Source organism: Nonomuraea spiralis (assembly GCF_014648435.1).
GTDB lineage: Bacteria > Actinomycetota > Actinomycetes > Streptosporangiales > Streptosporangiaceae > Nonomuraea > Nonomuraea spiralis.
This window is the reverse complement of sequence record NZ_BMRC01000010.1, coordinates 358,967-372,322: the sequence shown is the minus strand read 5'-3', so window position 1 is coordinate 372,322 and position 13,356 is coordinate 358,967. Positions and strand designations below refer to the sequence as shown.

The 13,356-nt window shown below is 71.1% G+C and carries 13 protein-coding genes and 1 riboswitch; of the genes, 10 read left to right on the top strand and 3 right to left on the bottom strand.

Annotation, left to right across the window (positions count from 1 at the left end; genetic code table 11):
* Positions 1–11: 11 nt before the first annotated feature.
* A complete protein-coding gene (locus tag IEZ27_RS26175) occupies positions 12–1,373 on the top strand; it encodes a sulfatase-like hydrolase/transferase (protein WP_189649653.1) in 1,362 nt (453 codons plus the stop codon).
* On the opposite strand, the gene IEZ27_RS26170 is transcribed toward IEZ27_RS26175, so the two are convergent.
* Both IEZ27_RS26170 and IEZ27_RS26165 read right to left on the bottom strand, forming a co-directional pair.
* Positions 1,368–2,411 carry a PP2C family protein-serine/threonine phosphatase gene (locus IEZ27_RS26170; RefSeq protein WP_229824337.1) on the bottom strand — a complete coding sequence of 348 codons (1,044 nt, stop codon included), beginning with the start codon at positions 2,409–2,411 and terminating at the stop codon, positions 1,368–1,370. The two genes, IEZ27_RS26175 and IEZ27_RS26170, sit on opposite strands and share 6 nt — an antisense overlap.
* Positions 2,412–2,570: 159 nt before the next feature.
* Positions 2,571–4,520, bottom strand: coding sequence for a glycosyl hydrolase family 18 protein (locus IEZ27_RS26165; RefSeq protein WP_189649651.1), 1,950 nt, complete (start codon positions 4,518–4,520; stop codon positions 2,571–2,573).
* A gap of 242 nt (positions 4,521–4,762) precedes the next feature.
* On the opposite strand from IEZ27_RS26165, the gene IEZ27_RS26160 reads away from it, so the two are divergent.
* The gene (locus IEZ27_RS26160; RefSeq protein WP_189649650.1) at positions 4,763–5,110 is read left to right on the top strand and encodes a luciferase domain-containing protein; all 348 of its coding nucleotides are present in this window, start codon (positions 4,763–4,765) and stop codon (positions 5,108–5,110) included.
* Positions 5,111–5,362: 252 nt separating this feature from the next.
* Positions 5,363–5,500: riboswitch (cyclic di-AMP (ydaO/yuaA leader) on the top strand.
* 13 nt (positions 5,501–5,513) lie between these two features.
* A complete protein-coding gene (locus IEZ27_RS26155; protein WP_189649649.1) occupies positions 5,514–6,224 on the top strand; it encodes a CHAP domain-containing protein in 711 nt (236 codons plus the stop codon).
* 61 nt (positions 6,225–6,285) lie between these two features.
* Here IEZ27_RS26155 and IEZ27_RS26150 read toward each other — a convergent pair whose 3' ends face one another.
* Positions 6,286–6,843: a TetR/AcrR family transcriptional regulator gene (locus IEZ27_RS26150; protein ID WP_189649648.1), complete on the bottom strand. Its 558-nt coding sequence runs from the start codon at positions 6,841–6,843 to the stop codon at positions 6,286–6,288.
* 97 nt (positions 6,844–6,940) lie between these two features.
* On the opposite strand from IEZ27_RS26150, the gene IEZ27_RS26145 reads away from it, so the two are divergent.
* From IEZ27_RS26145 to IEZ27_RS26115, 7 genes are all read left to right on the top strand, one after another.
* Positions 6,941–7,399, top strand: coding sequence for a nuclear transport factor 2 family protein (locus IEZ27_RS26145; RefSeq protein ID WP_189649647.1), 459 nt, complete (start codon positions 6,941–6,943; stop codon positions 7,397–7,399).
* A gap of 123 nt (positions 7,400–7,522) precedes the next feature.
* The gene (locus tag IEZ27_RS26140; protein WP_189649646.1) at positions 7,523–8,746 is read left to right on the top strand and encodes a Tm-1-like ATP-binding domain-containing protein; all 1,224 of its coding nucleotides are present in this window, start codon (positions 7,523–7,525) and stop codon (positions 8,744–8,746) included.
* The gene (locus IEZ27_RS26135; protein ID WP_189649645.1) at positions 8,746–9,561 is read left to right on the top strand and encodes a phosphoenolpyruvate hydrolase family protein; all 816 of its coding nucleotides are present in this window, start codon (positions 8,746–8,748) and stop codon (positions 9,559–9,561) included. Before IEZ27_RS26140 ends, IEZ27_RS26135 begins: the two co-directional genes overlap by 1 nt.
* A gap of 16 nt (positions 9,562–9,577) precedes the next feature.
* Entirely contained in the window at positions 9,578–9,988 is a 411-nt protein-coding gene (locus IEZ27_RS26130) for a cupin domain-containing protein (protein ID WP_189649644.1), read from the top strand.
* 164 nt (positions 9,989–10,152) lie between these two features.
* On the top strand, positions 10,153–10,644 hold the full coding sequence (locus IEZ27_RS26125; RefSeq protein WP_125633071.1) for a hypothetical protein: 492 nt from the start codon (positions 10,153–10,155) through the stop codon (positions 10,642–10,644).
* Positions 10,641–12,047 carry a hypothetical protein gene (locus IEZ27_RS26120; RefSeq protein ID WP_229824336.1) on the top strand — a complete coding sequence of 469 codons (1,407 nt, stop codon included), beginning with the start codon at positions 10,641–10,643 and terminating at the stop codon, positions 12,045–12,047. Before IEZ27_RS26125 ends, IEZ27_RS26120 begins: the two co-directional genes overlap by 4 nt.
* The gene (locus IEZ27_RS26115) at positions 12,044–13,345 is read left to right on the top strand and encodes a VWA domain-containing protein (RefSeq protein WP_189649643.1); all 1,302 of its coding nucleotides are present in this window, start codon (positions 12,044–12,046) and stop codon (positions 13,343–13,345) included. Before IEZ27_RS26120 ends, IEZ27_RS26115 begins: the two co-directional genes overlap by 4 nt.
* Positions 13,346–13,356 lie beyond the last annotated feature (11 nt).

Genomic DNA, 13,356 nt, shown 5'->3' with positions numbered 1-13,356 from the left:
GGAGCCCACGCTTGCGCCCGAACGTGATCGTCGTCCTCACCGACCAGCAGCGGTGGGACACCGTCGGCCCGCTCACCCCGAACCTCGACCGGATGGCCAGGAACGGCACGCAGGCCACGGTGGCGCTCACCCCGCAGCCGGTGTGCGCCCCGGCCCGCGCCGCCCTCCAGACCGGGCGCTTTCCCACGTCCGTGGGTGTGCACCGCAACGGGCTCACCCTTCCCGAGGGGCAGCGCACGCTCGCCCACCACTTCGGCGCGGCCGGGTACGCCACCGGCTACATCGGCAAGTGGCACCTGGCGGACGGCGACCCCGTACCGGCCGGGCAGCGCGGCGGCTACGGCACCTGGCTGGCGGCCAACACGCTGGAGTTCACCTCCGACGCCTACCGCACGATCGTCTACGACGACGCGGCCGAGCCGGTGTTCCTGCCCGGCTACCGCTCCGACGCGCTGGTGGACGCCGCCGTCAGGTTCGTCGCCGACCACCACGCCGAGCCCTTCTACCTGTTCCTGTCGTTTCTGGAGCCCCACCACCAGAACGAGGTCGACAACCACCCGGCCCCCGACGGCTACGAGGAGCGTTACCAGGGCCGCTGGCTGCCCGCCGACCTGGCCGCGCTCGGCGGCACCTCGGCCCGCCACCTGGGCGGCTACCTGGGCCAGGTCAAACGGCTGGACGAGGGCCTGGGCCGGCTGCTCGACGCCCTGCGCAGCATGGACCTGCTCGACGACACGATCGTGGCCTACACCTCCGACCACGGCAGCCACTTCAGGACCAGGAACGACGAGTACAAACGTTCCTGCCACGACGCGTCCCTGCGGGTGCCGCTGGCGCTGCGCGGCCCCGGCTTCGACGGCGGCGGCGCGATCTCCCGCCCGGTCAGCACCCTCGACCTGCCGCCCACGCTGCTGGCGGCGGCCGGGCTGCCGGTGCCCGGCGAGATGCAGGGCCGCTCGTTCCTGCCGCTGCTGGCCGACTCCCGCGCGCCCTGGCCGGAGGAGGTGTTCTTCCAGGTGAGCGAGTCGGAGGTGGGCCGCGGCATTCGTACGGACCGGTGGAAGTACTACGTCGTCGCGCCGGACGCCGACCCGTGGGACACCCCCGCCGCCACCCGCTACCACGAGCAGGCCCTGTACGACCTGCACAGCGACCCCCACGAACTGGTCAACCTGGCCGGGCTGCGCTCGCACGCCCAGGTGGCCGCGGAGCTGCGCGAACGCCTCATACGCCGGACGGTCGAGGCGGGCGAGGCCGAACCGGTCGTCGACCCGGCCGCCGAGCTGGACTCCGACGAGCGGGTGCTGCCCGACCCCGCCGTACGCGTGCTGGGCCCCGAGCCGGTCAGGTTCGGGCACCAGCGGCGCTCATGAGCCCGTCCTGCGCATGATGAGCACGGCGATGTCATCGCGCTGGGCGCCGTCGGTGAAGGCGGTCAGGTCAGCGGCCAGGGCCTCGACGGTCCTGGCCGGCGGGTCGCGGGCCCAGGCGCGCAGCCGCCGCTCCAGCGGGTAGAACTCGCCGTCGCGGTTGCGGGCCTCGGTGACGCCGTCGGTGCACAGCAGGAGCGAGGCGCCCGCCGGGAAGGCGAAGCGCGCGCTGTGGCGCGGCACGCCCGTCAGCGCGGCCAGGCCGAGCGGCACCTCGGGCTCGCCGAGCCAGAGCTGCCCGGCGTTCCCGCCGTGGATGAGGTACGGCGCGATGTGCCCGCAGTTGACCGCGTCCACCTCCAGCTCCGGCCCGATGTCGAGCAGGAGCGCGGTGACGAAGCGTTCGCGCTCGCCGGTGTGCGCGGCGAACCTGTTGTGCCTGATCACCGCGTCCTCCAGGGCGTCGGCCACGCCCATGAGGGTGGTCTCGCGGTAGGCCGCCTCCCTGAAGGCGCCCAGCACGGCCAGCGCGGCGCCGATCGCGGGCAGCCCCTTGCCCTGCACGTCCGCGATCATCACCCGGGTCCCGTACGGCGACGGCGCCACCTCGTACATGTCGCCGCCCACCATCGTGTCCTCCTCGATGGGCTGGTAGAGGCCGTCCACGACCACGTCGAGCGAGCGCAGCGGCAGCGGCCTGACGAGCTGGCGCTGCAACGCCGCGGCCGCCGACCGCAACCGGCGTACCTCCTCCTCGCGCTGGATCCGGTAGCTCGCGCCGACCACGCTCATCAGCCCGAACGCCGCGGTGAAGCCGGAGACCTCCAGGTTCGTGCGCAGGTTGCCGCCCAGATAGGCGACCGAGCCCGACACCACCAGCAACACCCACAACGACGCGATCGCCGTCTGCCACACCGTGCCGAGCCCCGACACGATCGCTGGCAGGAAGATCAGCACCGGTACGAGCTCCGCGCCCCCGCCGGTGAACTTGTCCAGCCCGACCACCAGCGCCGTGATGCCGATCAGAAAGACCACGAACACCGGCGTCGAGAACAAGGGCTGTTTGAGCCCGCCACCCCAGAGAATCGTCGTTCACCCCCGGTGACCAGCTTCTCCCAGAGAGTAGGCGTTCCGTCCTGCGGCACGCCGGACACGGCGAAGGGCCGGTCCCGAAACCGGGACCGGCCCTGAGGTGCGAACTTATCCGAGGCCGTTCTTCATGGCCGTGAGGAGTTCGGCGTTGGTGGTGTCACCGCTGAGCTCCCAGAAGAACGCGCCGCCGAGGCCCTGGCTCTTCGTGTAGCCCATCTTGCCGCCGATCGTGCTCGGCGTGTCGTAGCTCCACCACTGGTTGCCGCAGTAGGCGTAGGCCGTGCCCGCGACCGTGCCGTTGGACGGGCAGCGGGTCTTGATGACCTTGTAGTCCTCGATGCCCTGCTCGTACGTGCCGGGCGCCGGGCCCGTCGCCGCGCCGCCGGGCGCGGCCTGGGTCACGCCGGTCCAGCCGCGGCCGTAGAAGCCGATGCCGAGCAGCAGCTTGGCGCCCGGGACGCCCTTGCTCTTGAGCTTCTGGATGGCGTTGTCGGTGTAGAAGCCGGGGATCGGGATCTTGTCCCAGGTGGTGAGCGGCGAGTGCGGGGCGGTCGGGCCCTTCGCGTCCCATCCGCCGAAGAAGTCGTACGTCATGACGTTGTACCAGTCGACGTACTGGGCGGCGCCGCCGTAGTCGGCCGCGTCGATCTTGCCGCCGTCGTTGCCGTCGGCGGTGATGGCCGCGGTGACCAGGTTGTTCGAGCCGAAGCGCGAACGCAGCGCGGACATGACGTTCTTGAACGCCGCCGCGCCGCTGGTGTCACAGGTCAGGCCGCAGGCGTTCGGGTACTCCCAGTCGATGTCGATGCCGTCGAAGACGTCGGCCCAGCGGGGGTCCTCCACCAGCTTGTAGCAGGAGTCGGCGAAGGCCGTCGGGTTCTGGGCCGCCTGGCCGAAGCCGCCGGACCAGGTCCAGCCGCCGAAGGAGAAGAGCACCTTCAGGTTCGGGTACTTCTTCTTGAGCTTGCGGAGCTGGTTGAAGTTGCCGCGCAGGGCGCCGTTGTCCCAGGTGTCGGCGACGCCGTCCACGCTCTCGCCCGCCTGGTAGAAGCGGTCGTAGTCGGCGTAGCTGTCGCCGATCGTGCACTGGCCGTTCTGCACGTTGCCGAACGCGTAGTTGATGTGCGTCATCTTGGCCGCGGAGCCACTGGTGTCGATGTTCTTGACGTGGTAGCCGCGCTGGTAGATGCCCCACTGGACGAAGTAGCCCAGCACCTTGTTACCGCCACCGCCGCCACCGGTGGTGGTCGCGGTGATCTGGTTGCTGTCGGCGGAGCGGTTGCCGGCGGCGTCGCGCGCGCGCACGGTGTAGGTGTAGGAGGTGTTGGCGCTGAGGCCGGTGTCGGTGTGCGAGGTGCCCGTGACGGTGGTGACGAGGTTGCCGCCCCGGTAGATCTCGTAGCCGGTGACGGCCACGTTGTCGGTGGAGGCGTCCCAGGTCAGCGAGACGGTGCTGTTGCTGACGCCGGTCGAGCGCAGGTTGCCGGGGACCGAGGGCGGGGTCTTGTCGTCGCCGCCGCCCGTGGTGGTCGCGGTGATCTGGTTGCTGTTGGCCGAGCGGTTGCCGGCCGCGTCCCGCGCGCGCACGGTGTAGCTGTAGGCCGTGTTCGCCGTCAGGCCCGTGTCGCTGTACGTGGTGCCCGTGACGGTGGTGACGAGGTTGCCGCCCCGGTAGATCTCGTAGCCGGTGACGCCCACGTTGTCGGTGGAGGCGTCCCAGGCCAGGGCCACGCTGTTGTTCGTGACGCCGGTCGAACGCAGGTTGCCCGGCACGGACGGCGCGGTCGTGTCACCGCCGCCGCCACCGGAGACCTTCCACAGCGCCGCCACGTTCGGCGGCTCCCAGCCGGGCTGGGAGGTGTGCGCCTGGAGACAGACGTAGTCGACGCCGTTGTAGGTGACGACCGTGCCGGCGGTGTAGGCCGTCCACGGCGCCCAGGCCGCCGCGAAGGCCACCGTACTGGCGGAGGCGATCGGTGGGGCGGCCACGGCCGCGGTAAGGGGCAGGGCAAGTGCCGCCATTCCCGCCAGGACCTTGCTCAGAATGGTGTGTTTCATGTCGCTCCGACATCCGTTGGGGGGTGTGTGGGGAGTGGGATGGGAGACTTCTGGGGAAACTATTAGGAAAGTTTCCTTTAAGTTGTGAATCGACGGTAGCTTCTGCCTGCGGGAGCGTCAATACGTATCGGTCAGGTGTCCGTAACCGTGCCGGTCAGGGCCCGGATACGCCCGTTCACAGGGGGATAACGGTTCAGGAACGGGGGCTGACGGCGGGGTGAGCCGTGGCCCAGCATTGGATCGTGGCAGGAATCTCCGCCTGGCGGCGGACGCCCACGCGCCGCGGACCCTATGTGGCCCGCGCGGTCGCGGAGTTACGGTCCTGGCCGTCGCTGGCTCTCAGCGACACCGGGCAACAGATCGCCTTCACCGTACGCGGAACCGAGATCCTGCGCCTGGCCGGCCGGGACGAGATCCACGTACGCCTCACCGCACCCGCCATCGGACGCCTGGAGCCCTATCTCCATGCGTGCGATCAGATCCATGCCTGCCGCGACCGCGCCTGGGTCGCCGTGCAGGTCGACGCCGAGCCGGATCTGGAATTGCTGCTCGCCCTCACCAGCGTCGCCATAAAGGCGCACGTGGCCTGACATTCGGCGAGCGGCGTTTCTTTTCGGCTGTCGAAATAATTGCCCGCGTTTGCCCTGGAATTACTCGCCGGGTACGTTGGTTGTACACACCCAAGCGGGGAGTCGTCCCAGGTAGGGATGACATTGCCCGGGAATTACCCAGGCAGGCCCCATGTTGTACAGAGTCGGCGCGGGCAATCCGCGTCCGGGCGTCGCAGATATACCTTCAGGCCCTTTCCTGGGCCCGGGAAGACGTGCGTCAGCCCTTTGCCTGACCAGAGACCGCTGAATCCGCCTGTGTGCGGAACCGGGGACCCATGTGTCCATCGGGGTGAATCGGCACTGCTGTGCCGTAGGGCAGCTTCCCGCCCGAACCCGTCAGCTAACCCGGTAAGCGGCACGGAAGCACAAGGAGTAATCCCTCATGGCCAAGCACCGTCTTCACCGTGCCTTCAAGCTCGACGTCGCCAAGCTCGCCCTCGGCGCGACCGCCATCGCCGGCGTGCTCGGCACGCACGCCGCAGTGAACGCCGACACCGCCTCGCAGGCCGCCGCCGGCACCACCGCCGCGCGGACCGCCGAGACCGCCGCCCGCCCGTACGTCGCCAAGGTGAGCGACGAGAGCGCCAAGGGCAAGGTCAACGTCACCGCCGCCCAGGTCCTGGCCACCGCCAAGGCCCAGGTCGGCACCACCGAGGACGCCAACGGCGGCGGCACCAAGTTCCAGAAGTGGTACGCCTCCTCGCAGCGCGCCGGCGAGACCGTCGCCCGTGACGGCGGCAACCGCCAGGCCTACGTCAACGCCGCCTGGTGCTCGATGTTCGTCTCCTGGGTCGGCAACCAGACCGGCGCCACCCCGCAGATCGGCTGGGACGCCTACACCGTCGCCCACGCCAAGTGGTTCGCCGCCAACGACCGCTGGGGCACCGAGGCCAAGCCCGGCGCCGTGGTCTTCTTCTCCTGGGGCGGCAGCAAGGACCTGAGCGCCATCCAGCACGTCGGCTTCGTCGTCAAGGACAACGGCGACGGCACGATCTCCACGATCGAGGGCAACACCGGCAACGGCAAGGTCGAGGAGCGAGTCCGCCCGACGTCGCAGGTCGTCGGCTACGGTTACCCGTCCTACGCCGCCTGATCCCACTCCGAAAGAGCGCACTCCCACGTCGGGGGTGCGCTTTTTCGTGTGCGGGAGCGGCTCAGGGGGTGGGGGGATTCGTGTGCTGGCCGACCAGGGTGGTGGCGGCGTGGGCGGCCGACCGGGCCGCGCCCGGGTCCTCGGAGATCATCGCCGTCACGGTGGCGCCGTCGATCAGGGTGAGCAACTGCTCGGCGAGCAGGCCGGGATCCTCCGCGCCGGCCTCCTCCGAGAGCGAGCGCAGGTAGGCGCGCAGGCGCTCCTTGTGCTCGCGCACCGCCGTACGCACCACGGCCGAACCGGCGCCCAGTTCGGCGAAGGCGTTGGCGAAGCCGCAGCCCCGGAAGTCGTCCTCGGTGAACCAGCGCTCCAGCCAGCGGAACACCGAGGGGATGCCGTCGCCGTCGTCGGCCACGTACGCGGTGAGCGAACCCATCCAGAGCTCGTCCCGCCGCCGCAGGTACGCCTCGACCAGGGCCTCCTTCGACGGGAAACACTGGTAGAGCCGTTTCAGCGAGACGCCTGACGCGGCCCTGATCTCGTCCATGCCGACCGCCTGCACGCCGCGGCGGTAGAAGAGGTCGCCCGCGGCGTCCAGCAACCGCTGCTCGTGATCCATGACACTCCTCCAGATGCTTGCCGCGGAGAACGCTCGTTCTCTACGCTAGCGCACAGCCCGGGAGAACGCTCGTTCTCTCGACATGAGAGGACATCGCATGACACGCCCGCCCGTTCCGCCGTTCACCGAGGAGACCGCCCGGATCAAGGTCCAGGCCGCCGAGGACGCCTGGAACACCCGCGACCCCGACCGCGTCGCGCTCGCGTACACCGAGGACTCGGTGTGGCGCAACCGCGGCGAGTTCGTCACGGGCCGCGCCGAGATCGCCGCCTTCCTGCGCCGCAAGTGGGAGCGCGAGCTGGACTACGCCCTGCGCAAGGAGCTCTGGGCGTTCACCGGCGACCGCATCGCCGTCCGCTTCCAGTACGAGTCCCGCGACGCCGCCGGACAGTGGTGGCGCAGCTACGGCAACGAGCAGTGGGAGTTCGACGAGTCGGGGCTGATGCGGCGCAGGGAGGCCAGCATCGACGACGTCCCCATCTCGGCCGGCGACCGCCGTATCTTCGGGCCGCGCCCCGAGTCGGACCACGGCGTGGACGTGCTCCCCGTCCACTGACTCCCCGTCCACTGACTCCCCGTACGCCGCCGCCGACCAGGCGGCGGCCCCGGGCGCGTGGGATCCCGGTTCGCGCGATGATCGCCGGGGTAAGGTCGAGAGGCCGATCCCAGGAGGTCTGACATGGCGGTACTGCTGCTGGGCACCCTCGACACGAAGGGGGCGGAGTACGCCCTCGTCCGCGACCTGATCACCCGGGCCGGGCAGGACGTCGTCCTCATGGACACCGGCGTGATGGGCTCCTCCGCGCTGGCCGCCGACGTCCCGGCCGAGGCCGTCGCGCGGGCCGCGGGCACCGACCTCGACCGGCTCAGGAGCGCGGGCGACCGCGGCGCGGCGCTGGCCGCGATGGCGGCCGGGGCCACCGCGCTCGCCAAGGACCTGCACGCCCGCGGCGGCCTGAGCGGCGTGCTCGCGCTCGGCGGCAGCGGCGGCTCCTCCATCGCCGCCGCGGTCATGCGGGCGCTGCCCGTCGGCCTGCCCAAGCTGCTGGTCTCGACCATGGTCAGCGGCGACGTCTCCGCCTACGTCGGGGAGAGCGACGTGACGCTCATGTACAGCGTCGTCGACGTCGCCGGCGTCAACTCCGTCTCCCGCCGCATCCTGTCCAACGCCGCCGCCGCGATCAGCGCGATGGCCGCCTCGTACGACGCCCGCGCCGAGCCGGCCGGCGAGGACAAACCGCTGGTCGCGGCCACGATGTTCGGCGTCACCACGCCGGCCGTGGACGCAGCTCGGGCCCGGCTGGAGTCCCTGGGCTACGAGGTGCTGGTCTTCCACGCCACCGGCTCGGGCGGACGCGCCATGGAGGCGCTGGCCGCGGGCGGCCACTTCGCCGGGGTGCTCGACCTGACCACCACCGAGCTGGCCGACGAGCTCGTGGGCGGCGTGTTGTCGGCCGGCCCCGACCGCCTGACCGCCGCCGGGAACGCCGGAATCCCGCAGGTCGTCAGCCTGGGCGCGGTGGACATGGTCAACTTCGGCCCGATGGAGACCGTCCCCGAACGGTTCAGGTCACGGCGGCTGCTCGTGCACAACCCGACCGTGACGCTCATGCGCACCACCCCCGCCGAGAACGCCGAGATCGGGCGGGCGGTCGGCGAGCGGCTGGCCCGCGCGTCGGGGCCGGTCACGCTGTTCGTGCCGCGCGGCGGCGTGTCGGCCGTCGACGTCGAGGGCGGCCCGTTCCACGACCCCGAGGCCGACGCGGCCTGCTTCGACGCGGTGCTCGCATCCGTCGCGGGCAGCCACGTCGAGGTGGTGGAGAGCGACCAGGACATCAACGACACGACGTTCGCCGTGGCCGCCGCCGACCGGCTGCACCGGCTGATCCAGAAGGGGGCCTGATGCATCGGGACGAGGCACTGCGGCGGCTGCGCGCCGAACGGGAGGCGGGCCGGCTCATCATCGGCGGCGGCGCGGGCACCGGGCTGTCGGCCAAATCCGCCGAGGCGGGCGGGGTCGATCTGCTCATCATCTACAACTCCGGGCGGTTCCGGATGGCCGGTCGCGGCTCGCTGGCGGGCCTGATGCCGTACGGCGACGCCAACGCCATCGTCGTGGAGATGGCCGGCGAGGTGCTGCCGGTCGTCAAGGACACACCCGTGCTGGCCGGGGTGTGCGGCACCGACCCGTTCCGGCTGATGCCGCGCTTTCTCGACGAGCTGAAGGACATCGGGTTCACCGGCGTCCAGAACTTCCCGACGGTCGGCCTGATCGACGGCGTCTTCCGGGCGAACCTGGAGGAGACCGGCATGGGCTTCGACCTGGAGGTCGAGATGATCAGGCTGGCCGCCGAGCGGGAGCTGCTGACCGCCCCTTACGTGTTCACCCCCGAGCAGGCCACGGCCATGGCGCGGGCGGGCGCCGACATCCTCGTCCCGCACATGGGCCTGACCACCAAGGGCAGCATCGGCGCCGTCACCGCGATCAGCCTCGACGAGGCGGCCGTACGGATCCAGGAGATGCGCGACGCGGCCGTCGCCGTGAACCCCGACATCATCGTGTTGTGCCACGGCGGCCCCATCGCCGAACCCGACGACGTACGCCTCATCCAGGACAGAACGGCCGGCATCGCCGGGTTCTTCGGCGCGTCCTCGATGGAACGCCTGCCCGCGGAGCGTGCCATCGCCGACCAGGTACGTGCCTTCAAGCAGCTCTGACCGGGAGGAACCCGCCATGCACCGACGACCGGACGCCCTGCCCACCATGATCTTCGACTGGGGGGCGATCAAGTGGCACGTGACGCCCGACGCCGTGCCCGGCGCCTCCTCCACGTTCGGCGAGGTCATCATCAACCCCACCAAGGGCCACGAACGCCACCTGCACCCGGACTCCGACGAGGTCCTCTACGTCATCGAGGGCGAGGGACGGCAGACCGTCGGCGACGATCCGGAGTTCCCGGTCAGGGCCGGTGAGGCGATCTACATCCCCAAGGGCACGCTGCACTCGACGTTCAACACCGGGTGGCGGCCGCTGCGGATCATCGCGACGTACACGCCGGGCGGGGCCGAGCTCGCCCTGCGCGAGCTGCCCGGCTTCGTGGAGCTCGCCCCCGGCGCACACCCGGCCTGGACGGCGTCTCTTTGATCGACGATCGCGTCGTCGATCGGCGCTGATGCGGGCGGTTCGCCCGAGATGATCGTTCCAGCCCGCTCTGTCAGTGGCCTCCGGTAGATTTCCGGGTCTGTTGATCAAGCCCATTCGGAAGTGGCTGTCGGCGTGAGCATGCCGTCGGACTGGAGGTCGAGATCTTGGACGCGGACGAAACCGCGTGGGAACAGCGCAGCGTCGTACGGGTGGTGCCGCCGGTCCAGCCGCGCAAGCTGGCGAAGGTGCCCTTCGTCGAGCTGGCTGACGGCCGGTTGCAGGGGGTCGTGTCGAGCGGGTCCGACATCGAGCGGGTCTACGTCTCCTCGATCACCGCCGGCACCCACGACCTGAGTTGCAGCACCAACAACAACCGCCCGTGCGGCGCGCTGCACGGCTACGCCTGCAAGCACCTTCGCCTGCTGGCCGACGAGGCCGTGCTGCAGTACGGCCTCGACCGGGTGGCCCGCTACCTGCGCGTGGAGGTGCCCGAGGGCGGCCACCTGATGAGCGCGCTGAACGGCAGCCCGCAGCGCACCCCGGCGGCCGTCGTGTTCAGCCGGTTCCTGCGTCATCTGGCCTATCTGGAGGTGCCCGACAGCGTCGAGCCCCTGGCCGAGCTGCACTGGTTCCCGGCGATGGGGGAGGTGCGATGATGCTCGACGTACAGCTCGCAGAGCTTGTGGGCGACGGGCCGGCCGGGGTGCGGGAGGCGCTCGCGCTCGCGGCGGGGTTCGACGAGGCGCTCGGCCACGGGTTCGCCAGGATCGCGGAGGAGCCGGCGGCGGCGCTGGCCGCGCTGGCGGGTGCGCTCGGGGCCTCTCCGCTCGGTGACCGGCTGGGCGAGGCGGTGGAGAAGGTGACCGCCGGGTCGGTCGCCGACGAGCACCTCGCGGTGCTGGCCGGCGGGCGGGCCGCGCTGTTCGGCGCGGTGCACGACGCCCTGCTCGCCCGCCTCGACCAGGCCGTGGGCCGCACCCGCGCCCCCTGGCCCGCCTCCCCGGCCGGGGAGCCGGGGGAGGGCGCCGGCGACGAGGTGCCGGCGAACCTGCTCGCGGGGTGCCGGGTCTGGTTGCGGGAGCTGGCCATCACCGGCTGGCGCGGTGTCGACCACGATCTCGTCTCCGGCGCCGACCAGGCGATCGAGGCGCTGCTCGCGGTGCCGCGGCTGCGCGGGCTCGCCGTCCTGCTCGACGGGCTGGCCGCCGAACTGCGTGCCTCGGCCCCGGTGGCGGCCATGGACAGGCTGCCCGCCAGGCGATGGGCCGACCTGTGGACGCGCGCGCTGCTGCTCGCCCAGTCCGGCACCTGGCACGGCGCGCCCGAGCCGGTGTCGGGACGGCTGCTGATCCTCGGCGCCGACGTGCACGAGCACGCCACCGTCGTACGGGTGCAGGTGCACGGCGTCCTGGAGGAGGCCGGCGGGCAGACGCGGCTGGTGCGTACGAGCGTCGCGGCGGCCAAGGTCGACACGATCGCCGGGCCGTCGGTGTGGCGGCTGCTGGGCGGTCATCCCGTGCTGATGGGCGCGCTGGCCGGACACCGGTCCGTGGAGATCGACGGCATGCCGCTGCTGCCCGGCGGTGACCTGCTGTGGCACGACGACCGGGCCCGTACGGGCGCCGAGGCCGACCCGTTCACGACCGCGCGGGTCCAGCTCGCGGGCGCGACGGCCGCCGCCACGCCGCCGCTCGACCGCCACCCCGTGCGCATCGCCGAACCGGTGCTGATCGAGGGTTACCAGGTCGACGGCGAGGCCCTCGACCTGGGCGGCCACCGGCTCGCCCTCGCCCTCGACCGGCTCCCGTCGAGCTGTCCGCTCACGCCGGAGCTGGTGGCGGCGTCGTCGGCCTGCATCGGGCTGGTGCGCTGGGACGGCGGCAGGTGGCTGCTGCAACCGCTCGCCGTACAGGCGACGGTCAAGAAGAAGCCGGTCACCGCGCACAACGGCGACTGGGCGACCGGCCCGACCGACCCCAAGGTCGTCAAGGCCGAGGCCAAGGCCGGTGACGTCGTCGCCGTGCTGCGCGAACGAGCGGGACGGCTGCTGCGCAAATGAGCGACCCGACCACGAGCGCCGACGAGACCCGGCGCCAAGTGTTGTACTGGCGGCTCATGTCGCGGCTGTTCTCGGCCGACGAGCAGCCCGCGCTGGAGACCGCCAGCATGGGCATCGTCGGCGACCTCGACCTGCCGCCCGCGCTGCTCGACCCCGGCGTGTCGGTGGACACGCTGGTCCAGCGCTTCCCCGAGCTGGGCGCCGAGCTGCAGGACCTGATGGCGGAGAAGGAGCACGAGGAGGGCGGCGAGGTGCGCCGCGCCGCGCTGGTCTCCAAACTGCTGCTGAACGTCTTCTCCACCGGCACGGGCAACGTCACGGCGGGCGACCTGGCCCGCTGGAAGCAGGACGCGGGCTGGTTCGAGAAGGGCATGGGCTGCGAGCCCGGCGGCCTGAAGCACGGGCCGGGCAACGAGGAGCTGGCCGCCGTGCTCGCCATGATCGAGGGCGACCTCGTCAAGCGCATGCGCCTGCGCGAGGTGCTGGCCGACCCGGCCCTGGCCAAGCAGCTCACGCCCAGCATGTCGCTCATCGAGCAGCTGCTGCGCGACAAGTCCAACCTGTCGGGCGTCGCGCTGGCCAACGCCAAGGCGCTCATCCGCAGGTTCGTGGACGAGGTCGCCGAGGTGCTGCGCACGCAGGTGGAGAAGACGAGCGTGGGCGTCATCGACAGGTCGGTGCCGCCGAAGCGGGTCTTCCGCAACCTCGACATCGAGCGCACGATCTGGAAGAACCTCACCAACTGGAGCCCCGAGGACCAGCGGCTCTACGTCGACCGGCTCTACTACCGCCAGACGGCCCGGCGTACCACCCCGGCGCGGCTGATCGTGGTCGTCGACCAGTCGGGCTCGATGGTGGACGCGATGGTCAACTGCACCATCCTGGCCTCGATCTTCGCCGGCCTGCCCAAGGTCGACGTGCACCTCGTCGCGTACGACACCCGCGCGCTCGACCTGACGCCGTGGGTGAACGACCCGTTCGAGGTGCTGCTGCGTACGACGCTGGGCGGCGGTACCGACGGCACGGCCGCGATGGCCCTGGCCAGACCGAAGATCGCCGATCCGCGCAACACCGTGATGGTGTGGATCTCCGACTTCTACGACAACCGCTCGCTGATCACCGACTTCGAGTCGATCCACCGGTCGGGCGTCAAGTTCATCCCCGTCGGCTCGGTCAACAGCTCCGGCTACCAGAGCGTCGACCCGTGGTACCGGCAGAAACTCAAGGACCTGGGCACCCCCGTGCTCTCCGGCCATGTCCGCAAGCTCGTCTTCGAGCTCAAGAACTTCCTCACCTAGGAGAACCCCCG

What these genes read in the sequence shown, in the direction of transcription:
- IEZ27_RS26165 (WP_189649651.1), bottom strand. Translation starts at nt 4,520, where the DNA reads ATGAAACACACCATTCTGAGCAAGGTCCTGGCGGGAATGGCGGCACTT.
- IEZ27_RS26155 (WP_189649649.1), top strand. Translation starts at nt 5,514, where the DNA reads ATGGCCAAGCACCGTCTTCACCGTGCCTTCAAGCTCGACGTCGCCAAG.
- IEZ27_RS26150 (WP_189649648.1), bottom strand. Translation starts at nt 6,843, where the DNA reads ATGGATCACGAGCAGCGGTTGCTGGACGCCGCGGGCGACCTCTTCTAC.
- IEZ27_RS26145 (WP_189649647.1), top strand. Translation starts at nt 6,941, where the DNA reads ATGACACGCCCGCCCGTTCCGCCGTTCACCGAGGAGACCGCCCGGATC.
- IEZ27_RS26140 (WP_189649646.1), top strand. Translation starts at nt 7,523, where the DNA reads ATGGCGGTACTGCTGCTGGGCACCCTCGACACGAAGGGGGCGGAGTAC.
- IEZ27_RS26135 (WP_189649645.1), top strand. Translation starts at nt 8,746, where the DNA reads ATGCATCGGGACGAGGCACTGCGGCGGCTGCGCGCCGAACGGGAGGCG.
- IEZ27_RS26130 (WP_189649644.1), top strand. Translation starts at nt 9,578, where the DNA reads ATGCACCGACGACCGGACGCCCTGCCCACCATGATCTTCGACTGGGGG.
- IEZ27_RS26120 (WP_229824336.1), top strand. Translation starts at nt 10,641, where the DNA reads ATGATGCTCGACGTACAGCTCGCAGAGCTTGTGGGCGACGGGCCGGCC.
- IEZ27_RS26115 (WP_189649643.1), top strand. Translation starts at nt 12,044, where the DNA reads ATGAGCGACCCGACCACGAGCGCCGACGAGACCCGGCGCCAAGTGTTG.